At 67.7% G+C, this 23,038-nt stretch carries 15 protein-coding genes; 5 read left to right on the forward strand and 10 right to left on the reverse strand.

Annotation, left to right across the window (positions count from 1 at the left end; translation table 11 throughout):
* Nucleotides 1-35: 35 nt before the first annotated feature.
* The 4 genes from glgX to C507_RS0115900 are packed head-to-tail and all read right to left on the reverse strand — an operon-like array spanning nucleotide 36 to nucleotide 9,716.
* Nucleotides 36-2,120, reverse strand: coding sequence for a glycogen debranching protein GlgX (gene glgX, locus C507_RS0115885; protein ID WP_018700706.1), 2,085 nt, complete (start codon nucleotides 2,118-2,120; stop codon nucleotides 36-38).
* A gap of 17 nt (nucleotides 2,121-2,137) precedes the next feature.
* Nucleotides 2,138-4,351, reverse strand: a complete 2,214-nt coding sequence (gene glgB, locus C507_RS0115890) for a 1,4-alpha-glucan branching protein GlgB (RefSeq protein WP_018700707.1) — start codon at nucleotides 4,349-4,351, stop codon at nucleotides 2,138-2,140.
* Nucleotides 4,348-7,662 carry a maltose alpha-D-glucosyltransferase gene (gene treS, locus C507_RS0115895; RefSeq protein WP_018700708.1) on the reverse strand — a complete coding sequence of 1,105 codons (3,315 nt, stop codon included), beginning with the start codon at nucleotides 7,660-7,662 and terminating at the stop codon, nucleotides 4,348-4,350. Before treS ends, glgB begins: the two co-directional genes overlap by 4 nt.
* Nucleotides 7,659-9,716, reverse strand: coding sequence for an alpha-1,4-glucan--maltose-1-phosphate maltosyltransferase (locus C507_RS0115900; RefSeq protein ID WP_018700709.1), 2,058 nt, complete (start codon nucleotides 9,714-9,716; stop codon nucleotides 7,659-7,661). Before C507_RS0115900 ends, treS begins: the two co-directional genes overlap by 4 nt.
* A gap of 527 nt (nucleotides 9,717-10,243) precedes the next feature.
* Here C507_RS0115900 and C507_RS22535 point away from each other — a divergent pair.
* Both C507_RS22535 and C507_RS0115910 read left to right on the forward strand, forming a co-directional pair.
* A complete protein-coding gene (locus C507_RS22535; protein WP_018700710.1) occupies nucleotides 10,244-10,804 on the forward strand; it encodes a biliverdin-producing heme oxygenase in 561 nt (186 codons plus the stop codon).
* Complete coding sequence (locus C507_RS0115910) at nucleotides 10,791-13,349, forward strand: HWE histidine kinase domain-containing protein (RefSeq protein ID WP_018700711.1); 2,559 nt, start codon at nucleotides 10,791-10,793, stop codon at nucleotides 13,347-13,349. Before C507_RS22535 ends, C507_RS0115910 begins: the two co-directional genes overlap by 14 nt.
* An 87-nt stretch (nucleotides 13,350-13,436) precedes the next feature.
* On the opposite strand, the gene C507_RS0115915 is transcribed toward C507_RS0115910, so the two are convergent.
* Nucleotides 13,437-14,285, reverse strand: a complete 849-nt coding sequence (locus tag C507_RS0115915; RefSeq protein ID WP_018700712.1) for a fumarylacetoacetate hydrolase family protein — start codon at nucleotides 14,283-14,285, stop codon at nucleotides 13,437-13,439.
* 217 nt (nucleotides 14,286-14,502) lie between these two features.
* Between C507_RS0115915 and C507_RS0115920 the strand changes: the two genes are divergently transcribed.
* Nucleotides 14,503-14,958 (forward strand): acyl-CoA thioesterase, encoded by a 456-nt coding sequence (locus C507_RS0115920; RefSeq protein WP_156829345.1) that lies wholly within the window; start codon nucleotides 14,503-14,505, stop codon nucleotides 14,956-14,958.
* Between the two features lie 22 nt (nucleotides 14,959-14,980).
* On the opposite strand, the gene C507_RS0115925 is transcribed toward C507_RS0115920, so the two are convergent.
* The 4 genes from C507_RS0115925 to C507_RS0115940 all read right to left on the reverse strand — a co-directional run bounded on the left by C507_RS0115925 (nucleotide 14,981) and on the right by C507_RS0115940 (nucleotide 20,168).
* A complete protein-coding gene (locus C507_RS0115925) occupies nucleotides 14,981-16,615 on the reverse strand; it encodes a dipeptide ABC transporter ATP-binding protein (protein ID WP_018700714.1) in 1,635 nt (544 codons plus the stop codon).
* Complete coding sequence (locus C507_RS0115930) at nucleotides 16,608-17,468, reverse strand: ABC transporter permease (RefSeq protein ID WP_018700715.1); 861 nt, start codon at nucleotides 17,466-17,468, stop codon at nucleotides 16,608-16,610. Before C507_RS0115930 ends, C507_RS0115925 begins: the two co-directional genes overlap by 8 nt.
* On the reverse strand, nucleotides 17,465-18,496 hold the full coding sequence (locus C507_RS0115935; protein ID WP_018700716.1) for an ABC transporter permease: 1,032 nt from the start codon (nucleotides 18,494-18,496) through the stop codon (nucleotides 17,465-17,467). The genes C507_RS0115930 and C507_RS0115935 overlap by 4 nt, the downstream gene beginning before the upstream one ends.
* A 61-nt stretch (nucleotides 18,497-18,557) precedes the next feature.
* Nucleotides 18,558-20,168 (reverse strand): ABC transporter substrate-binding protein, encoded by a 1,611-nt coding sequence (locus C507_RS0115940; protein ID WP_018700717.1) that lies wholly within the window; start codon nucleotides 20,166-20,168, stop codon nucleotides 18,558-18,560.
* Between the two features lie 161 nt (nucleotides 20,169-20,329).
* Between C507_RS0115940 and C507_RS0115945 the strand changes: the two genes are divergently transcribed.
* A complete protein-coding gene (locus tag C507_RS0115945; RefSeq protein WP_018700718.1) occupies nucleotides 20,330-21,061 on the forward strand; it encodes a GntR family transcriptional regulator in 732 nt (243 codons plus the stop codon).
* A gap of 46 nt (nucleotides 21,062-21,107) precedes the next feature.
* Here the strand turns inward: C507_RS0115945 and C507_RS0115950 are convergent, their stop codons facing one another.
* Nucleotides 21,108-21,812, reverse strand: coding sequence for a VIT1/CCC1 transporter family protein (locus C507_RS0115950; RefSeq protein ID WP_018700719.1), 705 nt, complete (start codon nucleotides 21,810-21,812; stop codon nucleotides 21,108-21,110).
* A gap of 509 nt (nucleotides 21,813-22,321) precedes the next feature.
* Between C507_RS0115950 and C507_RS0115955 the strand changes: the two genes are divergently transcribed.
* A complete protein-coding gene (locus tag C507_RS0115955; RefSeq protein ID WP_018700720.1) occupies nucleotides 22,322-23,038 on the forward strand; it encodes a ribonuclease activity regulator RraA in 717 nt (238 codons plus the stop codon).

Below are 23,038 nucleotides of genomic sequence, written 5' to 3' on the forward strand. Positions count from 1 at the left end.
CGCAAAGCGGCGCCGGTCGGGTGTGGCCGCCCCGGTCACGGCTTGCGGCTTTCCAGCAGGAGGAGGGCCCGCGGCGGCGCGTCGATCGTGGCGGTGTCGAGGGTCGAGCGCACCTGCTGGCGCACCGTTCCGTCGGAAGTGTCGACGAGCACGCCCCAGGGGCCGACCGCTTCGGGCAGCGAGAAGCCAACCGGCTCGTGATGCGCGTTCATGAGGATGAACAAGCACTCCTCGCGTCCGCACAGCATCAGCCCGATGGCGCGCGCGTTCGGGTCGTCCCAGTCGCCCGGCTCCATGGCGTTGCCGTCCGGTCGCAGCCAGCGGGCGAACGATCCGGTCACGGGATCCGGCTCCTCGTGCAGGAAACGGTCGCGGCCGAGCAGCGCCCGAGACCGGCGCAGCCGGATCAGGCCCTGCACGAAGGCCTGGAAATCGAGCTGCCGTGAATCCTCGACATCCCAGCGCAGCCAGTTGATCTCGTTGTCCTGGCAGTAGGCGTTGTTGTTGCCGTTCTGGGTTCGACCGATCTCGTCGCCCATCAGGATCATCGGCGTGCCCTCCGACAGGATGAGCGTCGCCATCATATTGCGCCGCGCGCGGTCGCGCAGCGCGATGATGGAGGCATCGTCCGTCGGGCCCTCGGCACCCCATCCCCAGCTCAGATTGTGGGAATGGCCGTCGTTGTTGTCCTCGCCGTTCGCCTCGTTGTGCTTCTCGTCGTAGCTGACCACGTCCATCAGCGTGAAGCCGTCGTGGGCGGTCACGAGGTTGACGCTGGCCCAGGGGCGGCGGCCGCGCTTCTCGAACAGGCCGGACGAGCCGAGCAGGCAGTCGGCGAGGCGCGGCAGGTTGCCCTCGTCGCCCTTCCAGTAGGAACGCACCGTGTCGCGGTACTTGTCGTTCCACTCCGCCCAGCCGGGCGGGAAGTTGCCGAGCTGGTAGCCGTCCGGCCCGGTGTCCCACGGCTCGGCGATCAGCTTGACCCGCGACAGCACCGGATCCTGACGGATGGCATCGAGGAAGACGGCGTTCTGGTCGAACGTGTCCCGATCGCGGCCGAGCGAACTCGCCAGATCGAACCGGAACCCGTCGACATGGCACTGCTTGACCCAGTAGCGCAGCGAATCCATCACCATCTGCAGAACGCGCTGGTGGCGCAGGTTCACCGTGTTGCCGCAGCCGGTGGTGTCGTAATAGTAGCGCGGGTCGTCGCCGAGCAGATAGTAGCTGGCGTTGTCGATGCCCCGGAAGGACAGCGTCGGGCCGAGCTCGCTGCCCTCGGCCGTGTGGTTGTAGACAACGTCGAGGATGACCTCGATGCCCGCCTCGTGCAGCCGGCGTACCATCAGCTTGAAGTCGTGGATGTTGCCGGCCGGCGACAGGAAGCTCGGCGTCGGCGCGAAGAAGCCGATGGTGTTGTAGCCCCAGTAGTTGGTCAGCCCGCGCTCGACCAGGTATCGGTCTGGGAAGAAGGCCTGGGTCGGCATCAGCTCCACCGCCGAGACGCCAAGCTTCACCAGGTGGTCGATCACGCGCGGGTCCGCGAGCCCTTCGAAGGTGCCGCGCAGATGCTCCGGCAGGTCCTGGTGAAGCGCGGTCATGCCCTTCACGTGGGCCTCGTAGATGATGGTGTCCTTCCATGGGGTCGCGGGACGGATGTCGTTGCCCCAGGTCACCGCCGGATCGACGACGACGCACTTCGGCATCACGAAAGCGGAGTCGCGCCGGTCGAAGGACAGGTCGCCGCGCTGGTTGCCGATCCGGTAGCCGAACAGCGCATCGTGCCAGCGGATCTCGCCGTGCAGCGCCAGCGCATACGGGTCGAGCAACAGCTTGTTCGGATTGAACCGGTGGCCGGCCGAGGGCTCGTAGGGTCCGTGCACCCGGTAGCCGTAGAGTTGGCCGGGACGCACCTCCGGCAGGTAGCCGTGCCAGACTTCATCGGTGAACTCCGGCAGTACGACGCGCTCCGCCTCGCGCCGCCCCGTCTTGTCGAACAGGCAGAGCTCCACCTTGGTGGCGTTGGCGGAGAAGAGGGCGAAGTTGACGCCCGAGCCGTCCCAGTGCGCGCCCAGCGGGACCGGCGAGCCCGCTGTCACAGTCTGCCGTGTCTTGGCCATTGATGGCTGCCTGAAAGTCAGCGATCCGGTGCAAGCACCAGTGTCGCGAGGGGAGGAAGGGTCACCCGCGCGGAGGTGGAGCGGCCGTGCCAGCCCACGTCTTCTGCGGTGATGACGTCGCCGGTCGAAACGCCGGAGCCGCCATAGTGTTCCGCGTCCGTATTGAGGAGTTCGCGCCAGCGTCCGCCTTCCGGCAAGCCGATCCGGAAGTCGTGCCGGACGATGGGAGTCATGTTGCAGACCACCACGACCGGCCGCGCGTCGCCGCGCGCCCTGCGCATGTAGACGAAGACGGAGTTGTCGGCGTCGCCCGCCTCGATCCACTGGAAGCCCTGCGGGTCGCAATCCAGCTCGTGCAGCGCCGGTTCGGACCGATAGAGCCGGTTCAGGTCACGCACCGCCGATTGCAGCCCGGAATGCAGCCCGTCCTGCAACAGGTGCCAGTCGAGCGACTGGTTGTGGTTCCACTCGCGCTCCTGGCCGAACTCGCCGCCCATGAACAGCAGCTTCTTGCCGGGGTGGGTCCACATGAAGCCATAGTAGGCGCGCAGGTTGGCGAACTTCTGCCAGCGGTCGCCCGGCATCTTGCCGATCATCGACCCTTTTCCGTGCACCACCTCGTCGTGGGAGAGCGGCAGCACGAAGTTCTCCGAGAAGCCGTAGTGGATGCCGAAGGTCATCCGGCCGTGATGGTGTTTGCGGTGCACGGGATCGAGGCTCATGTAGTCGAGCGTGTCGTGCATCCACCCCATGTTCCACTTGTAGCCGAAGCCGAGGCCGCCGCTGTCCACCGGCCGGCTGACACCGGGCCACGCGGTGGATTCCTCCGCCATGGTCTGCGCGCCGGGGGTGCGCTCGTAGATGCGGGTGTTCATCTCGCGCAGGAAGGCGGTGGCATCGAGATTCTCGTTGCCGCCGTAGCGGTTGGGGATCCACTCCCCCTCCTCGCGCGAATAGTTCAGGTAGATCATCGAGGCGACGGCATCCACGCGCAGCGCGTCCACGTGGTAATGCTCCAGCCAGAACAGCGCGTTGGCCTCCAGGAAGTTGGCCACTTCCACACGGCCGAAATTGTAGATCAGCGTGTTCCAGTCGCGATGGAAGCCGAGACGCGGGTCCTCATGCTCGTACAGCGCGGTGCCGTCGAAGCGCACGAGACCATGCGCGTCTGACGGAAAATGCGCCGGCACCCAGTCGACGATAAGGCCGATATCGGCCTTGTGGAGCTTGTCGACGAAGCGGGCGAATGCCTCCGGCGGCCCGAACCGCGCCGTCGGCGCGAACAGGCCGATGGGCTGGTAGCCCCAGGAGCCGGTGAACGGGTGCTCGGTGATCGGCAGCAGCTCGACGTGGGTGAAGCCCATGTCGGTGGCGTAGTCCACCAGCAGGTCGCCGAGGCTGTCGTAGTCGAGCTCCTCGCCGCCGCCGCCACGCCGCCAGCTTCCCAGGTGCACCTCGTAGATGGAGACCGGGGCATCCAGCGCCTGCTTCTCGCGGCGCCGGTCCAGCCAGTCGGCGTCCTGCCAGTCGTGGCGGGGGAGCCCGGATACCACGGACGCCGTCGCCGGCGGGTTCTCCTGGGAGAACGAGACCGGGTCCGCCTTGAGAGGCAGAACGTCGCCCTGGACGCCGACGATCTCGTACTTGTAGAGCGCGCCGCGTTCGAGGCCGGGAATGAACAGCTCCCAGACTCCGACGCCGAGCCGCTTGCGCATGGGATGGCGGCGGCCATCCCAGGCGTTGAACGGCCCCACCACCGACACCCGCCGCGCGTTCGGCGCCCAGACGCAGAAGGCCACGCCCTCGACGCCCTCGTGCGTGGTCGGATGGGCGCCGAGCCGGTTGTAGAGCTCCAGGTGCCGGCCCTCGCCAAGGAGATATTCGTCGAGCTCACCCAGAACCGGCGAGAACCGGTAAGGGTCATCGCGCTCCCAGACGTGATCGCCCGCAGATTGGCGCAGACGATAGGGAAAGCGCGTCGTCCGGCCGGCCACTTCACCGGCAAAGAATCCTTCCGGATGGACGCGGTCGAGCTCGGCCACCGCCGCGCCGGTGGTGGCGTCGAGCACTTCAACCGTCGCGGCGTCGGGGGCGAAGACGTTGACCGCGAGCGGACTGCCGTCGCCCCCGAACATGCCGAGCACGGCAAACGGGTTGCCGTGGCGGCCCCGGATGATGGATTCGATCTCCTGGTGGGACGGTGTGAGGGTGGTCGTGGGCGTGCCGGTCACGTGTCGACCTCATCGTTACCGATCAGCGCAGCCAGGCCGCGAAGCGGAATGGCGACCCAGGCCGGACGGTTCGACAGCTCGTAGGAGACCTCGTAGGCGGCCTTCTGCATCACGAACATGTCGAGCAGCGCCCGGGCGAACGCGGGATCGTCGGGGTGTGTGGAAGAGGCGGCGATGGTGGCCTCGTAGGCCTCCATGAAGTCGCGCGTGGTCTGCTCGCGCCACAACGTGGCGCGCTCCGTGGCAATCTCCAGGTTGGCAGGCGCGATGCCGCCGCGCGGATCGAGCACGGAGGCTGCCGCGTAGTCGATGGAGCGCAGCATCCCGGCAACGTCGCGCAGCGGCGAGGTCTTGGCCCGACGCTGTTCCAGGCTGCGGCGCGGCTCGCCCTCGAAGTCGATGATCATCACGTCGTTCTGGACCATCAGCACCTGGCCCAGGTGATAGTCACCGTGGATGCGTGACTTGCCGCCGGACGGCGCGAGCGAAGACGCCGCCTCGATGCGCTCCAGAAGAGCGCCCTTCTTGCCGAGCAGGCCGTCCGCCAGCGCCTGGGCCTGCGGTTCCAACTGGTCCCGCGCAGCCGCCAGGCTCTTGAGCATCGCCGCGACATCGTCGGAGGCCTCGCTGGTCCAGGCCTTGAGATCCTTCGCCGTGATCGGCTCCGCCGCGAAGGCGGGATCGTCGGTCTCGGTCGCGAACGCCAGATGCAGCTCAGCGGTGCGGCGACCGAGGAGTTCGCCGATCTGCAGCGGGTAGGCGAAGGGCGGCTCGGCATCGGTGACGTCCTCGGCGTTCGTGCCGTAGCCGTCCACCTCGTCCACATCGCGCTCCAGAGCCGCAGTCAGCACCTCCCAGGCGTCGCCCTGATTGCGCACGAAGCCGAAGGCGGCGGCAAGCGTCGTGGCCTCACCTTCTTCGGGCTGGTGTTCCACCGTGCCCAGAAAAGCCGGCGTGTTTGCGAAGCCTGCCGTTTCGGTGAGGAACTGGGCGACTTCCACCTCCGGCTGGAGGCCGGCACGCAGCCGCCGGTAGAACTTCAGGATCAGCGTGTCTCCGAACATGATCGACACGTTGCTCTGCTCGGCGCCGATCGGGTGCGGGTCGCCGAGTTCGCCGGCCTCGGCAAGCGTCTGTTCGAGCAGCGCATTGCCCTGGAAGACGACCTGTCCGTCGGCGGCATCGATTGTGTCGCCCTTGCGGATGCATTCCAGCAGGGTCTCGGGAAGCGAGGCCTCGAACGCGCCGTCGATGAGCGCACCGACCTTCGGCCCACGGCGCAGCTTGGCCAGCGTGTAGGCAAGCGTCGGCGCACCGAAGGCAAGCGTCTCCTCACCCCAGATCGCCGACAGGGGCAGGAAGTAGCGCTGGGTCTCGCCGTCGACCTCCACATCCGCCACGGACAGCGAATGCCGGCCGCCGTCGAGTTCGGCCAGCGTGGTCACGCTGACATTCCGGATCGGACTGTCCTTGGCGGCGAACCAGCGCTGCAGCGGCAGGAATTTCGGCAGCACGTCCTTTTCCAGCTGCCGCCCCTCGCGGCCCGACAACGCCGTGGAGATCGTGCCGTCGCGCGTCGTCAGCGTGATGAAGTCCGGCAGGACCTCCGGCACCGGCGTGTGCCAGCTGGGCGCCTGGTCGGCGTCGGCCAGCAGGAACCAGTAGAAGCCGTAGGCCGGCAACGTGATCAGGTAGGGCAGGTCGCCGATCGGCGGGAAGGCCGACGCGCCGGTCATCTCGATGGGCACGAGACCGCGCTTTTCCGACAGGTCCAGCTCCACCGCCTGGGCCTGGCGCGACAGGTTGCCGACGCACAGGATCGCCTCGCCTTCGTGCTCGCGCAGATAGGCCAGCACCTTGCGGTTGGAGGGGTAGAGCAGCGTCATCGATCCGCGGCCGAGCGCGTCGTGCTGCTGGCGCACGGTGATCATGCGCCGCATCCAGTTGAGCAGCGACGAGGTGTCGGAATTCTGGCTTTCGACGTTGATCGCCTCGAAGCCGTAGATCGGATCCTGGATGACCGGCAGATAGAGCTGCTGCGGGTTGGCCCGCGAGAAGCCGGCGTTGCGGTCCGACGACCACTGCATGGGCGTGCGCACGCCGTCGCGGTCGCCGAGATAATAGTTGTCGCCCATCCCCAGCTCGTCGCCGTAGTAGAGGATCGGCGTGCCGGGGAAGGAGAGCAGGAACGAGTTCAGGAGCTCGATCTTGCGCCGGTCGTTCTGCATGAGCGGCGCCAGCCGGCGCCGGATGCCCAGGTTGATCCGGGCCCGGGTGTCCCCGGCGTAGACGCTCCACAGATAATCCCGCTCGCGGTCGGTCACCATCTCGAGCGTCAGCTCGTCGTGGTTGCGCAGGAAGATGCCCCACTGGCAGTCCTCGGGGATCTCTGGCGTCTGACGGATGATGTCGGTGATCGGATGCCGGTCCTCCTGCGCCACCGCCATGTACATGCGCGGCATCAGCGGGAAGTGGAAACCCATGTGGCATTCGTCGTTGTCGCCGAAATAGGGACGCGTGTCCTCCGGCCACTGGTTGGCCTCGGCGAGCAGCATCCGGTCGGGATAGTGCCGGTCGAGTTCCGCGCGGATCTCCTTCAGGACGTCGTGGGTTTCCGGCAGGTTCTCGTTGTTGGTGCCTTCGCGCTCGACCAGGTAGGGGATCGCGTCGAGGCGCAGCCCGTCCACCCCCATGTCGAGCCAGTAGTGCATCACCTTCAGCACTTCCTGGAGAACACGCGGGTTGTCGAAGTTGAGGTCGGGCTGATGGGAGTAGAAGCGGTGCCAGTAATAGGCGCCGGCCACCGGGTCCCAGCTCCAGTTGGATTTTTCGGTATCGGTGAAGATGATCCGCGTCTCGGAAAACTTCTGATCCGTGTCGGACCAGACGTAGAAGTCCCGCGCCGCGGATCCGGGCTTGGCGGCCCGTGCCTTCTGGAACCAGGGATGCTGGTCGGAGGTGTGGTTGATGACCAGCTCGGTGATGACCCTGAGCCCGCGCCGGTGCGCCTCCGCGATGAACGCACGAAAGTCGGCCATCTTGCCGTAGGAGGGGTGGATCGCCTTGTAGTCGGCGATGTCGTAGCCATCGTCCCTGAGCGGCGAGGGATAGAACGGCAGTAGCCAGATGGCCGTCGCGCCCAGCTCCTGAACATAGTCCAGCCGCTGCATCAGCCCGGCGAAGTCGCCCATTCCGTCGTTGTTGGAATCCTGGAACGCCTTCACGTGCAGCTGGTAGATGACGGCGTCCTTGTACCAGTCGGCGACCGAGCGATCGATGACGCCGTCGCTGCGCTTGCTCTGCGATGTCATGAGCGCGGCGCTCCCGGCGGGATCAGCCGCCAGATCGCGTAGGGACAGTCGTTCGGATCAAGTCGCAATTGCTGCATTTTGCCGTGCCAGGTGAAATGGTTGCCGTGCCTGAGGTCCTGGACCTCGATGGAGGCCTCGTCGGGGAGGCCGAACTCCCAGAGCGGCACCTCGAACTCGAACTCCTGCGGGGCGTGAGGGTCGAGGTTGACGTGGACGATGACGGTGTCGCCCGTCGCCGCATCGTGCTTGCCGTAGTAGAGCACGTTCTCGTTGAAGGCGTTGTAGAAGGCGAGGTTCGTGAAGCCCTGAAGCGCCGGGTGCGCGTTGCGCAGCCGGTTGATCAGGCGGATGTCGTCCTTGATGTGACCGGGCTGGTCCATGTCCCAGGAGCGGATCTCGTACTTTTCGGAATCGAGATACTCCTCCTTGCCCGGCACCGGCGCCGCGTCGCAGATCTCGAAGCCGTTGTAGAGGCCGTAATTGCCGGCCAGCGTCGCGGCCAGGACCAAACGCTGGCGGAAGCCTGCCCGCCCGCTGGTCTGCAGGAACACCGGATTGATATCGGGCGTGTTGGCGAAGAAGTTCGGCCGCATGTATTCCGCGCACTCGGTCTGGGTGAGCTCGGTCAGATACTCCGTCAGCTCCGCCTTCGTGTTGCGCCAGGTGAAGTAGGAATAGGACTGGTTGAAGCCGACCTTCGCCAGCCGCTTCATCACCTTGGGCCGGGTGAACGCCTCGGCCAGGAAAATCGTGTCGGGATGCTCGGCCCGCACTTCGCCGATCATCCATTCCCAGAACGGCAACGGCTTGGTGTGCGGGTTGTCGACCCGGAAGATCTTCACGCCGTGCTCGACCCAGAACAGGACCACGTCGCGCAGCGCCACCCACAGGCCCGGGATGGCGTCACGGTAGAAGTGGACGTTGACGATGTCCTCGTACTTCTTCGGCGGGTTTTCGGCGAACTTGATGGTGCCGTCGGGCCGCCAGTCGAACCATTCCGGATGGTCCTTGATCCAGGGATGGTCCGGAGAGCACTGGATGGCGAAATCGAGCGCGATTTCCATGCCGTGCGCATGGGCAGCCGCCACGAGCCGATCGAAATCCTCGATGGTCCCGAGTTCCGGGTGGATGGCGTCGTGACCGCCCTCGTCCGACCCGATGGCATAGGGGCTCCCAGGATCTTCCGGCCCCGCCGTGAGCGAATTGTTGCGGCCCTTGCGGTTGGTCACGCCGATCGGGTGGATCGGCGTGAAGTAGAGAACGTCGAAGCCGAGATCGTGGACGTAGGGCAGGCGGCCGATCACGTCGTCGAAGGTGCCGTGCTGTCCCGGCACATCGGATTGCGAGCGCGGCATCATCTCGTACCAGGCGCTGAAGGCGGCGCGCTTGCGGTCGGCAAAGACCTCCAGGTCGCGCTCGTAGCGGGTCAGATTGGTGCGCGGACCGGCGCGCTTCATCAGCGCGAGTGTCTCGGGCGCGAGCAGGATTTCCAGTCGCTCGGCTTCGTCGGCCGCAGACAGACGGTCGTTCAGACGGCCGATCTCCGCGACCCCGTCGACAAAGGCGGACCGTGCGACGGAACCGTGCCGGAAGTCCGCGCTCGCGGCCGCTTCGACCAGGCGCCGTCCCTCCTCGATCTCGAGCGAGATCTTCACGCCGGCGGCGATCTTCTTTTCGGTGTCGCGGAGCCAGCTGGCGAACTGGTCACGCCATGCGGCCAGGGAGTAGAGGTAGCGCCCGGGCTCCGGCAGCACCGCCTCGCCGCGCCAGCGATCGTTCTCCAGGAACTGCATCGGCGCCTCGCGCCATCCGCCGTCGCCTTGGGGCTTGAACAGAAGGGCCGCTGCAATCACGTCATGGCCGTCTCCGAAGATATCAGCCTCCACGACGAAAGGCTCGCCTGCAACCGCTCTCGCGGGAAACCGTCCTCCGTCGATCTCGGTGCTGATGCCCTCGATCGCCAGCCGGCGCTCGGCCAGCGCATAGATTCGCTCAATCGCCGGATCGTCCAGCGGACCGCGTCCCGCCGAGAGCGGCGGCACCGGCGACGCCAATGCATTTCGGCTCAGCTTTTCGGCCAAGACTATCCCTCTTCTTCGCGATATCGGGGGATCCGGAGCGATTGCTGTCCGGCTTCATGTCCGGTGCAGTCGCGGGACATGGTCCGGACACCCCTCCCCTTCGACCGGCCCAATCGGGCCAATACGCTCCATCGAAATGCCAACGCGACGCGCTCGCGTTGGTTCCTCTCCAGGTTGGTGATGCAAGCGTCAGGCCGTCTGCCCGGCCGCGCACCCGGCGCAACCAGCGGCGCTTAAAAAACGTTAGTTACCGCGGCTGACATTCCGGCTATGCTTATCCCCATCAGATGCACCGTTGGTCGGTCTGTGAGCGACCGGAAGAGGTCGGCCCGGCGGACACCTATGTCATTCTGACTATTCATCGCCGTTGCGCATGGCGATGATACGACGTTTCACACGATTGCCCGGCTGGCGCGCGACGAGGCGACGGCCCGCCGGCATGTCCATCCACCCAGACCTCACCCGCTGCCAAACCTTCCCGAGGGACTGACCGCATCTGCATGTCGACCGTATCGCGCCGTACCGTTCTCAGGGATCAGACGTCAGAAGCCCACGCCACGCTCGACGCGCGCGTCTCTCCGCTTCTGAGCGCCGAGGGCTACCGCGACTATCTCGTCGGTCTCCACGCCTTCCGCCACGCGACCGAGGAGCGTCTGCGGACAGCGGCGTTCCCGGCGGAGTTCGATGGCTGGGCCCCGACCCGCATTGCGGCGCATCTGCAGGACGATCTCGCCGATCTCGATGCGACGCCCGCCCCGGTGGCGCTGCCGATACCCGAGGCGCCCGATCAGTCGGAAGTCTGCGGCATCGCCTACGTACTCGAAGGCTCCGCCTTCGGTGCCCGCATTCTCATCCGCATGGCCAGGGAACTCGGGCACGACGAAACCCGCGGCGCCCGCCATCTCGCGGCCCAGAGCCGCAACCTCGACAACTGGCGGCGGTTCCAGGCCTGTCTCGACAGCGCCGAGCCCTTCGACCTGGACCGCGCCGTGACCGCTGCACAGGCGACCTTCCGTGCCGCCAGCCTTGCCTTCGAAAGACCCGTCTATGCCTCAGTCTGACACCGGCGGCCCCGCCGCCGTCGATCTCACCAACTGCGATCGCGAGCCGATCCACATCCCGGGCAGCATCCAGCCGCATGGCTGCCTGCTGGTCTGCGAACCGCGCGGCGGCGTGGTGTTGCGCCATTCGGCCAACGCCGGCGCCATGCTCGGCCTCGAGGGTCGCATCAACGGCCTGCCGCTGCACGACCTGTTCGACGACAGCTGCGTACACGCGCTGCGCAATGCGGAAACCACCTCCAGCGATGCCTCGCGTCCCGCGCTCCTGTTCGCGCTGGAAGTTGCACCGGGGCGCAGCTTCGATGTCAGTCTTCATCGATCCGGCGAGATCGTCATCATCGAGTTCGAGCCGGCGATGCAGGCGCATCAGCCTCTGCAGCTGACCCGCGAGATGGTCGGCCGGGTTGGCGACATCGAGGACGAAGACCAGCTGATGGACAAGGCCGCGCGCCTGATCCGTTCGGCGCTGGGCTATGATCGGGTGATGATCTACCGCTTCGAGGAGGATGGCGCGGGCAAGGTCATCAGCGAGGTCAAGCGCTCCGACCTGGAGAGCTTCCTCGGTCAGTATTTTCCGGCCAGCGACATCCCGAAGCAGGCGCGGGCGCTCTATCTCGCCAATACCATCCGCATCATTTCCAACGTCGATTTCGAGCGGATCCCGCTCGTCCCGGAGATTGACGACGCCGGCAATCCGCTCGACCTCTCGTTCGCGCACCTTCGCAGCGTGTCGCCTGTCCACTGCGAATATCTGCGCAACATGGGGGTCTCCGCCTCCATGTCGATCTCCGTCATTCTCGACGGGTCGCTGTGGGGTCTGATCGCCTGCCACCACTATTCGCCGCGCATCCTGCCGATGGGCGAGCGGGTTGCGGCGGAGATGTTCGGCGACTTCTTCTCGCTGCATCTCAACACGCTGAAGCAGAAGCACAGGCTCAACACTGCAACCGCGGCACGGGCCTCGCTCGACCGCTTCCTGCGGCGTGCGACGCATCGCGGCGACATCGCGGAAATGCTCTCGGACAGCCTGCCGGACTTTGCCACGCTGGTTCCGTGCGATGGCGTGGGCCTGTGGCTGGACGGAAGCTTCTACGCACACGGCGCCACGCCGCCGGCCGAAGCCGTTCCGGACCTTGCCGAGCATGTCTCAGCCTCGGCGGACGGCCGTGTCTGGAGCACCCACGCCCTGTCCACTCGCCTCTCTCCTGCCGGCGATTACGCACCGGAGACGTCGGGCGTGCTTGCCATCCCGCTCTCGCAGATCCCGCGCGACTATCTCTTCTTCTTCCGCAAGGAGCTGGTGCAGACCCTCGACTGGGCCGGCAATCCGGACAAGTCCTACGACACGGGCCCGCTCGGCGACCGGCTAACACCGCGCAAGAGTTTCGCGATCTGGAAGGAAACCGTGCGCGCCCAGTCGCAGCCGTGGACGGAGAGCGAACGCGAGATCGCCGAGGAAGCCCGCGCCGCGATGGTCGAGATCGTGCTGCGCCAGAACGAGCTCATGGCCGAGGAACGGCGCAAGTCCGACGTGCGCCAGCGCATGCTCAACCAGGAGCTCAACCACCGGGTCAAGAACATCCTGGCCATCATCAAGTCGCTTGTCGGACATCCGGTCGACCAGCAGCAGAAGCTTGCCGACTACGTGGAAGCCCTGAAGGGTCGCCTGCAGGCGCTGTCCTTTGCCCACGACCAGGTCGTGCGCGGCGATGGCGGCGGCATGCTCGTCGACCTGCTTGATGCCGAGCTGTCGCCCTACCGCAGCCCCACCACGGCAACCCGGCTGGACGGCCCCGGCCTGTGGCTCGACGGCCGCGCCTTCTCGGTTCTGGCCCTGGTGCTGCACGAGCTCGCCACCAACTCCGCCAAGTACGGGGCGCTGTCGCAGCCGGGCGGCGAGCTCCTCGTTTCCTGGCAGCTCGACCAGGACGGCGATTGCACCATCGACTGGCGCGAGGTGGGCGGCCCGCCGGTAGAGGCGCCATCGCGTTCCGGCTTCGGCTCGGCCCTCATCAACCGGTCGATTCCCTACGATCTCGGCGGACGCAGCTCGGTCGACTATGCCGAGAGCGGGGTCCGGGCGGAGCTGGTTATCCCGGCGCGGTTTGTTGAGCCGACGCTGGAGCCGGGCCGTTCGGACGGGACGCGGTCAACGATCGAAGCTGCGCCGGCATCCCTCTCCGAGCACGTTCGCGTCCTTCTGGTCGAGGATCACATGCTCATCGCGATGGATGTGGAAGCCAGCCTGGAGGATCACGGCCTGTCCGGCGTGATGACCACGGCCTCTTCGGCCGAAGCGCTGGAGAAGCTGCGGACCACGCCGCCAGATGTCGCCGTCCTCGACGTCAATCTGGGCGAAGAGACGTCGATACCCGTGGCTCAGGAGCTCGCCCGTCGAGGCATTCCGTTCGTTTTTGCAACGGGTTACGGGGACGGCTCCATGATCCCGAGCGACTTCGCCGCGGTCCCCGTGGTGCGCAAGCCCTACGAGGTCTCCTCGCTGATTTCCGCGCTCGCCTCGGTGCTGTCGCCGACGGCGCATTGACCCGCCGGTCCCGGCACCTGCCACCGCAAGGAAAAGGGCGGGCCGAAGCCCGCCCCTGATGATATCCGTCGATAAGCCGCGGGTCGCTCAGCGCTCGGCCACCACCGGGTTCACCAGCGTGCCGATCTTGGAGATCTCGATCTCCACCGTGTCGCCGTCCTTCATGTAGACCGGCGGCTTGCGCTTGAAGCCGACGCCGCCCGGCGTGCCGGACACGATCACGTCGCCCGGCTCCAGCGGCAGGATGGTCGAGATGTAGGCGATCAGGTCCGGGATCGGGGTGATCAGGAGATCCGTCGTGGACTCCTGCATGACCTCGCCGTTGAGCCGGGTCGTGAGCGACATGGTGGACGGATCCGGGATCTCGTCCGCGGTCACCATCCACGGCCCGAAGCCGCCGGTCCCCACGAACGTCTTGCCGGCCATGAACTGGCTGGTATGTCCCTGCCAGTCGCGCACCGAGCCATCATTGTAGCAGGAGTAGCCGGCCACGTGTCCCAGCGCGGCGTCCTTGGCGATGCGCCGGCCGCCCTTGCCGATGATGACGGCCAGTTCGCCCTCATAGTCCAGCTTGTCGGACTCGCGCGGCTTGATCATCGGCTGCTGGTGGCCGCACTGGCTCGCCGGGTAACGCGGGAACAGCGTCGGGTACGGCGTGACCTCGCGACCCGTCTCCTGGACGTGGTCGTGATAGTTGAGGCCGATGCAGACGATCTTGGCCGGATCCGGAATCACCGGGTCGAAGGTGATCTCGGAAAGGGCAAAGTCGGCGTCCGACGTCGATGCGAGCTCGCGGGCCTTTTCCAGGCCATCGGTCTCCAGAAGCGCCCTCAGCGTCGGTGCGCTGGAGAGCCGGCTGCCGATATCGACGATGCCGTCATCCTTGACCACGCCGTAACCGGCGGCTCCGTTTCGGCGGTACGAGACGAGTTTCATGCGCGTGCAACCTTCCCTCTGACAAAAACGTCCGGCCACGGTCCGGACTGCGGCCGTTTCCCTGGTCTGCCGACCATATGCAAGGGACCCTTACACTGTTCCGGCGTCCCGAACCAGAACCGGCGGTCGGCTTGCAGCGATCCCGCGAATCGCCGTCTTCTTGGTGGAGACCTCCCTCGCGCGGGCCCCGGCCCGTTTCCTTCCATCGGGCCACACCATGCTAGAGACACGCTATGACATCCGGGTCGACTGGGGCCACTGCGACCCTGCCCAGATCGTCTACAACCCCAACTTCGTCGTCTGGATGGAACACGGTGTGAACGTGCTGTTCGAGGCAGCCGGACACGCCCTCAGCGACCTGATCCGGGCCGATCCGAACCGGCGCGGCCTTCCGCTGGTGAAGAGCGAGGCGAGCTTCATGGCTCCGGCGCGCTTCGGTGAGGTGCTGGTTCTGTCGAGCCGGGTCACGCGGTTCGGGCGCACCTCCTTCGATATCGGCCACCGCTTCACGCGGGGCGACACGGTCATCGCCGAGGGCAAGCAGATCCGCGTGTGGAGCGTTGCCGATCCCGACGACCCCGACGCGATCCGGGCCGAGCCGCTGCCGGCGGAGATCCGTGCGGGCCTTGAGGAAGACCGCATCGTCACGGTGCGCACCTTCTGGCAAGGGTGAGGCGAACGAGCCGGCGGATCGCTCAGCCCCAGTCCGGCCGCTCCGTGCCGAACTCCGGCATCGCCGCGACGAGCCGTTGCGTGTAGGCCTCGCGCGGAGCGCGGAACAGGCACTCGGTGTCCCCTTCCTCCACGATCCGGCCCTCGCGCATCACCAGGATGCGGTCGCACATCATCCGCACAACCGCGAGGTCGTGGCTGATGAAGAGGCAGCTCAGGCCAAGCTCCCGCTTCAACCGCTCCAGCAGTGTCAGGATCGATGCCTGGACGGAGACATCGAGCCCCGTTGTCGGCTCGTCGAGGACCAGCAGGTCCGGCCGGGACGCCAGCGCGCGGGCAATGCCGACCCGTGTCCTTTGTCCGCCGGAGAGGCGATGGGCGCGGCGGTCGAGCAACTCGGGCGCAAGCTGCACCTGCAGCGCAAGCTCGCGGACGCGGGCTGCCAGCGCTTCGCCGCGCAGGCCCTGCAGTCGGCGCAAAGGATCGGCGATGGCATCGAACGCCGTGGCGCGCGGGTTCAGGCTGCCGGTGGCATCCTGAAACACCAGCTGGATGCGCCGGCGTTCCGGGACGGCGTGGAACCGAGCGGCGGCCATCGCCCCGATATCGGCGTCTTCGAACATGATCCGCCCGGCATCCGGGTCGATGAGCCGGCTTACCAGCCGCGCGAGCGTGCTCTTGCCGGAGCCGCTTTCGCCGACCACGCCGACGCTCTCACCGCGCGCCAGCACAAACCCGACCTCGTCCACGGCCACCGCCTGCCCGAAGCGTTTGCTGAGCCGGCTTACCGAAAGGATCGGCGACGCGATCGCTGGGCCTTGTTCCCGTCTCGACGGCAGGGGAACGCCCGCCAGGTCGTCGATACGGACGCCCGCGCGCGGCGTCGCGGTCACCAACGCCCGCGTGTAGGGATCGCGTGGCCGAGCGAGCGTGGAGACGGCGGGCCCCTCTTCCACGATCCGCCCCACGCGCATGACGGCGATCCGGTCGGCGTAGTGAGCCGCGAGCCCGAGATCGTGGGTCACGAGAAGCAGGCCCATTCGTCGCTCGCGCACGAGATCCGCCAGCAGATCCATGACGGCCCGTTCGCTTGCCGTGTCCAGCGCCGCCGTCGGCTCGTCGGCGATCAAGAGCGCCGGCTCGCAGGCGACCGCCATGGCGATCATGGCGCGCTGGCACATGCCGCCGGAGAGTTCGTGCGGATAGGCCCGCTCGATAGGCACGGGATCGGGAAAACCGGCCCGCTTGAGAAGCGCCCGGGCCGCCACCTGCGCCTCCGCACGGCCCAGGTCGCGATGCGCCCGCAGGACATCGACGATGCCTTCGCCGACGCGCCGCACCGGGTTGAGGGCCGCGCGCGGGTTCTGGGCAATCATCGAGAGCGCCGCGCCGCGCACCGCTTCCAGCCGGGCATCATACGCGGTGACCAGGTCCTCTCCGTCGAAGCGGATCTTGCCCCGCGTGATCTGCGCGCCGGGCGCGAGCAGACCAATAGCGGCGGCGCCCAGCGTTGTCTTGCCGGCCCCGCTTTCGCCCACCACTGCCAGGATTTCGCCCCGGTCGAGCGACAGCGAGACACCATCGAGGGCCACGACGGACCGCTCCGCTGATTCGAAGGCGACACCGAGGTCGCTGATTTCCAGCAGCCGCTCAGCCACGATGCCCCCGCGGATCGAGCCGGTCGCGCAGACCGTCGCCGAGCAGGTTGAAGGCCAGCACCGCGAGCGTCAGGGCCAGGCCGGGAAAGGCCACCAGCCACCACTTGCCGGCGGTCAGGTAGCGGGCGCCTTCCGCCACCATAATCCCCCACTCCGGTGTCGGCGGCTCCACCCCGACGCCAAGAAAGGAAAGGCCGGCCGCGTTGAGGATCGCCCAGCCGAGATTAAGCGAGGCCTGCACCGCCAGCACCGGCATCACGTTGGGCAAGAGCACGCCGAACACCACCCGCCCCGGCCCATTGCCGGCGAGCCGGGCCGCTTCGACCCACCCTGCGCCGGCCCGGGCATTCACCTCCGCCCGGGTCAGCCGGACGTAGAAGGGCAGGTTCACCACCGCCGTGGCGACGACGATGGTGACGGCGCCTCCGCCCAGTGCCGCCGCCAGCGCGATCGCCAGGATGAACAGCGGAAAGGCCAGCAGCACGTCCACGCCCCGTCCGACGATGCGGTCGAGGAGCCCGCCCCGATAGCCGCACACCGCACCCAGAACGGAGCCCAGCGCCAGGGAGGCGACCACGGCGGAGAGGGCAATCGCCAGGTCGAGGCGGGTCGCGGCGATCAGGCGGGAAAAGACGTCGCGGCCCACCTGGTCGGTGCCGGCCCAGTGGGCGGCGCTCGGCGGCGCGAGCGCGTTCGCCGCGTCGGAGGCAAGCGGATCGTAGGGCGCGATCCAGGGCGCCAGCACCGCCACCGCGACAAGAGCGATCACGCCCGCGCCGGACAGCGCCGTCAGCGCGTCCGGGCGCCGCCTGTCACCCGTGCCCCGTGTCAGCCGGTTCGCCGCCGCCCTCATGCCAGCGTCACCCGCGGGTCGGCCAGCCGGTAGGCGAGATCGATCACCAGGTTGAGCACCACATAGATCAGCGCCATCAGCAGCACGAAGCCCTGCACGGGTGCGAAGTCGCCGGCGGCCAGCGCATCCAGCGAATAGGAGGCGATGCCGGGCCAGGCGAACACCTTCTCCACCAGGACGCTGGCACCCAGGAGTGTCGAGATCACCGTGCCGGCCACCGTCAGCACCGGTACCAGCGCGGTGCGCAGGCCGTAGACGAGAACCACGCGACGACGGCCGATGCCGAGAGCGCGGGCGGCGCGCACGTGCTCACTCGCCATCGCCTCCAGCATCGCCGCCCGGGTGATCCGCACCAGCGGCGCCATGACGAACAGCGCCAGCGTGGCTGCCGGAAGCACCAGCTGCGCCGCCGCCGCCCGGAACGCCGCGGGGTCTGCGGCAAGCAGGCTGTCGACCAGCAGAAACCCGGTGATGCGCGGCGGAGGGTCCAGGAACACGTCGAGCCGCCCGGTCGGATCCGGCGCCCAGCCGAGCCGGTAGTAGAAGACGTAGATAAGCAAAAGGCCGGTCACGAAGGTCGGGATCGCGACACCCAGCGTTCCCACCACCCGCACGCCGTGATCGAGCAGCGTTGCGGGCCGGAGCGCGGCTGCAACGCCCAGCGGCAACGCCACGGCGACGGCCGCGATCAGCGCCACCAGGATCAGCTCCAGCGATGCCGGCAACCGCTCCATCAGGTCGGTCGCCACCGGCTGTCCGGTGACGAAGGACTGGCCGAGATCGCCTTGCGCCAGGTCGCCGAGATACACGAGGAACTGCTCCGGGATCGGCCCGTCGAGGCCCAGCCGGGCCCGGATCTCCGCGATCTCTTCTGGCCCCGCGGACGGCGACGAGGCCATCAGGCTCGCCGGATCGCCGGGCAGGATCCGCATCAGCACGAACGTCACCACCAGCACGCCGAAGAGCGCCGGCACTGCGGCGGCGAGCCGCCGCGCCACGATGGCAACGATCCGCATCAGCCCCGCCATGGCCCTGTCCCCAGGCGGCCCGGTCGCATCGCGCCTTCAGCCGGTAAGCGGTTCCTCGCGCCTAGCGTCGCTGCAGGTCGCGCACGTCGACATAGTAGTGGTACCAGGTCGTGAACCCCTCGATGTCCTTGCCCAGGACCACATCCTGGGTCGGCTGCCAGAGAAAGGCCATGGGCACCTCTTCAGCCGCAAGCGCGATGAGCCGCTTCGCCACGGCGTCATAGGCCGCCTGGTCGGCCTCGTAGCGCGCCTTCGGCAGCAGCGCCTCGACCTCCTCGTTGCGCCAGCTGGAGAAGTTCCAGCGCGACGGCCCGCTCAGGAAGATGCGGAAGAAATACTCCGCCGACGGAAACAGCGCGTAGGAGCGCTCCAGCAGCAGCGGCAACCGCTTCTCGGTGATCGCTTCGGCCATCTGCGCATCCGGCAGCTTGTCGATGGTCACCTCGATGCCGATGCCGCCGAGGGCCTCCTGCACCAGCGTCGCCGCCGGCTCCGCCCAGGCCGCGCGGTTGACGGCGAAGGAGAGCGTCGTCTCGAACCCGTCCGGGTAACCGGCCTCGGCCAGGAGCGCCCTCGCCTTTTCCGGATCGGTGGCCAGCGGCAGCGCCTGCGGGAAGTCGGCGCCCTCCGGCCCGTCCTGCCATTCGGCGCCGTAAAGCTTGCCGCCGAGGCCCGAGGCGGCCGCACTCAGCATGGCGTCGTAGGGCAGCGCCAGCGCCACGGCGCGCCGCACCGCCGCGTCGTCGAAGGGGGCCATCCGGGTGTTGAAGACCAGCGCCATGAATGCCGTCGGCCGCGGCACGGACACGACCTGGACCTCGCCGCGATCGCGCAGCGCCTTCACGTCCTCGCCCTGCAGGTCGGTGGCCACGTCCGCGTCGCCCCGCTCCACCAGGGCGGCCCGGGTAGAGGCGTCCGGCACGGTCTGGACGATGACCCGCGGAAAGGCGGGCAGCTCACCGCCGCTCCAGTCGTCGTTGCGTGTCAGCACCACCTGCTGCCCCGGCTTGTAGCTCTCCACCGCGTAGGCGCCACTGGACGCCGTATGGGTCTTCAGCCACTCCACGCCCCAGGGATCGTCCGGCCCGGCCTCTCGCTTTACCAGGGCCGAGTTGAACATCGGCGCGTAGAGCGAGGCGAGGTTCGGCAGCGCCAGCCGGTCGACCTGCGGAAGGGTGATCTCCACCGTGCGTGCATCGACGACGCGGAACTGGTCGGGGCTCGTGAGCGAGCCGGTCTTCAGCTGCGCCTTCGACATGGTCTCGGCGCTCACCGCGCGGTCGAGCGACCATTTCACGTCCTCCGCCGTCACCGGCGTGCCATCCTGCCAGACGGCGTCGGGGCGCAGGTGTACGGTAATGGTCAGCCCGTCCTCGCTGACCTCGACGCTTTCGGCCAGTTCGCCGCGGATGGCGTTGAAGTCGAACACGTAGGTCCCGTCGCCGCGCGGCGTGCGCTCGTAGGCCACCAGCCGGTCGTAGGTGGCCGTGCTCAGCGCCAGCGCGTCGGGCGTCGCCCCCAGCGTCATCGGATCGAGCGAATTCACCGTGCCGCTAGTGACGGCGCGCAGCGTCTCCGCCCGGCTCTGCGCCTCGGCGCCGTTGGGAGTGAGCCAGCCAGACGCCAGGGCGGCGACCAGCATGGGGAGAAGGCGGCGGGTAATGCGGACCATGATTGTCTGTCCTCAACCGTCGGCGCGTGGGCCGGATGTCTTGGTGGTCGCCATAGGCCACATCCGACGGGGAAAGGTCCAGAGGCAGGCGCGCCACGATTGCAGGCGACGCCGGAAGCCGGTATCCATGGAGAATTGATATATTAGTTTCCGTGGAGCTCATGTCGAGCGTCGAGCCCATCCCCTCCGCGCTGTTCGAGCAGGGTGTCGACCCTTTCGCCGACGTCCGCGTCGACCGCAAGCGGCCGGCGGTCGCGCAGATCTACGAGCAGCTGCGCGCGCGCATCCTCTCGCTGGCCGTCCCCCCTGGCGCGACCCTGTCGCGGGCGGCCCTGTCCGACCGGTTCGGGGTCAGCCAGCAGCCGGTGCGCGAGGCGATCCTCAGGCTGGAGGAGGAGGGCCTCGTCGAGACCTATCCCCAGTCCGCCACCAAGGTCGCGAAGATCGATCTGCAGAGCGTGCGCGAGGCCCAGTTCCTGCGCCTTTCTGTCGAACTGGAAGTGGTGCGCATGCTGGCGCTCGCCGACGGCCTCGACCTCTTTCCCATCGAGAGCCTGATCCTGCAGCAGGAGCGCCACCTCAAGCGGGATGATTTCACCGCCTTCGCCGAGGCCGACCGGGAGATGCACCGCACCATGCAGGACATGGCCGGCGTGCACGGCCTGTGGGGCCTGATCAGAAGCCGCAGCGGCCATCTCGACCGGCTGCGCCACCTCCACTTGCCGACGCCCGGCAAGGCGCAGAGCATAATCGCGGGCCATCGCGGCATCCTGGCGGCCCTCGAAGCGCGCGATCCCGAGGCCGCCCAGGCGGCCCTGAGACACCATCTGTCCGGCACGCTCGCCAGCATCGGCGAGCTGCGCGAGCGCTTCCCCGACCACATCACCGACTGAGGCGGAAGCGCTCCCCGCCGCCCGAGCGGACGGCGGGGCTGTCGCCCTACACGCTGACGCCGAAGATCCAGCCCACCCCGGCCGTGACCGCCATGGCGAAAATGCCCCAGACCACGACCCGGACGGTGGCCCGCCCGACCGGCGCGGCGCCGGCCTTGGCACCCAGCGCGCCGAGCGCGGCGAGGGTGATGATGGTGACGATCAGCACCACCGGGATGATCGAACCGGCCGGCGCAAGCACCGCCGCCAGCAGCGGTACCGACGCCGCGATGCTGAAGGTGACGGCCGAGGCGAACGCCGCCTGGATCGGGTTCGCCGCGTTCACCTCGGACAGCCCGAGCTCGTCACGCACATGGGTGCCGAGCGCATCCGTCTCCGTCAGTTCCCTTGCCACCAGCTCTGCGGTGGAGCTGCTCAGGCCCTTCTCCTCGTAAATCGCGGTCAGTTCGGCCAGCTCCGCGTCGGGGAACTCGCGCAACGCCTGCTTTTCCCGGCGAATGTCGGCCCGCTCGACGTCGGACTGGGACGAGACGGACACGTACTCGCCGGCCGCCATCGACATGGCGCCCGCCGTCAACCCGGCGATACCGGCGACGAAAACGCTGTTCGGATCGGCATCGGCCGCGGCCACGCCCACGATCAGGGAGGCAACGGACACGATCCCGTCATTGGCGCCAAGCACGGCGGCGCGCAGCCAGCCGCTGCGTGTGACGTAGTGCGGGTCTCCCGGGTGGGCTGAAGCTTCCGGCATGATCTTCCCATCGCAATTCTGGAACAGGTCTCGACTGCCTCACCAAACGACGGGAAGCCTAATGCTTTCATGACAAGGGCCGAAATCGTGGCGCGCGCAACCGGAGGGCGGCCCGCCGGCCCCGCTCATGGACCGGCTCATATCAACCGGTTGGCCAGGAATCGGGCGGCCTCCCGCACCACGCCGAGCCGCCGGCCCCACCCAGCTTGTCGACGATGAGCGGTCGGAAGGCCCGCGCAATCGCCTGCGGCAAATCCGATTGACGTGCCATTTTGACATATTAATATTTCAATTGGTGTGCGCAGCCGGACCGGCTTCTGATCCGAGCGCACCGTTTGAACGATGGCACCAGCTGACGACAGGCCCGGGCAGCGCCGGCCAATCGCGCTCTGGCCCGGTGGATCCGGCTCGAAAAGGAAACGAAGGGGCATGAGCACCATGCAACGCAGCCGCTCGGGTGGCACGGAAAGCAGGACCGGCGGGCGGAGCGCGGCCTCGGGAGCGACCCGGTGAGCGCGCTCTCCGACACAACTCGTGAAACGCTCCGCGCCGTCAGCACGGCCACCCTCTCCACCGCGCTCCTGAAGCGCGGCTTCCGCAACGTCTTCCTGCAGGGCCCCCGGCGCATTGCGCCCGGCCGGACCATGGTCGGCGAGGCCTACACGCTGCGCTACATTCCAGCGCGCGAGGATCTCGATACCCTCGACGTCTTCCTCGATCCCGCCCACCCCCAGCGCGTCGGGGTCGAATCCTGCCCGCCCGGCCACGTCATGGTCATCGACGCGCGCGGCGACGCCGATGCGGCCTCCGCCGGCGGCATTCTCGTCACCCGGCTCATGGTGCGTGGGGTGGAGGGCGTGGTCACCGACGGCGGCTTGCGCGACACGCCCGACATCGCAGGGCTCGACTTCCCGGCCTATCACGCCCGTCCGTCGGCCCCGACCAACCTGATCCGCCACCACGCCGTCGATCTCGACGTGCCCATCGCCTGTGGCGGCGTGGCCGTCTATCCCGGCGACGTGATCGTCGGCGATGGCGAGGGCGTCATCGTCATTCCGGCCCATATCGCCGACGAGATCGCCCATGAGGCGCACGAGATGACCGCGTTCGAGGATTTCGTCACCGAGCGCGTCGCCGCCGGCCAGTCCATCGTCGGCCTCTACCCGCCGACGGATCCGGCGAGCCTGGACGCCTTCGCAGCCTGGCGCCGCGAGACGGGTCGCTAG

It is taken from the genome of Amorphus coralli DSM 19760, from assembly GCF_000374525.1.
GTDB lineage: Bacteria > Pseudomonadota > Alphaproteobacteria > Rhizobiales > Amorphaceae > Amorphus > Amorphus coralli.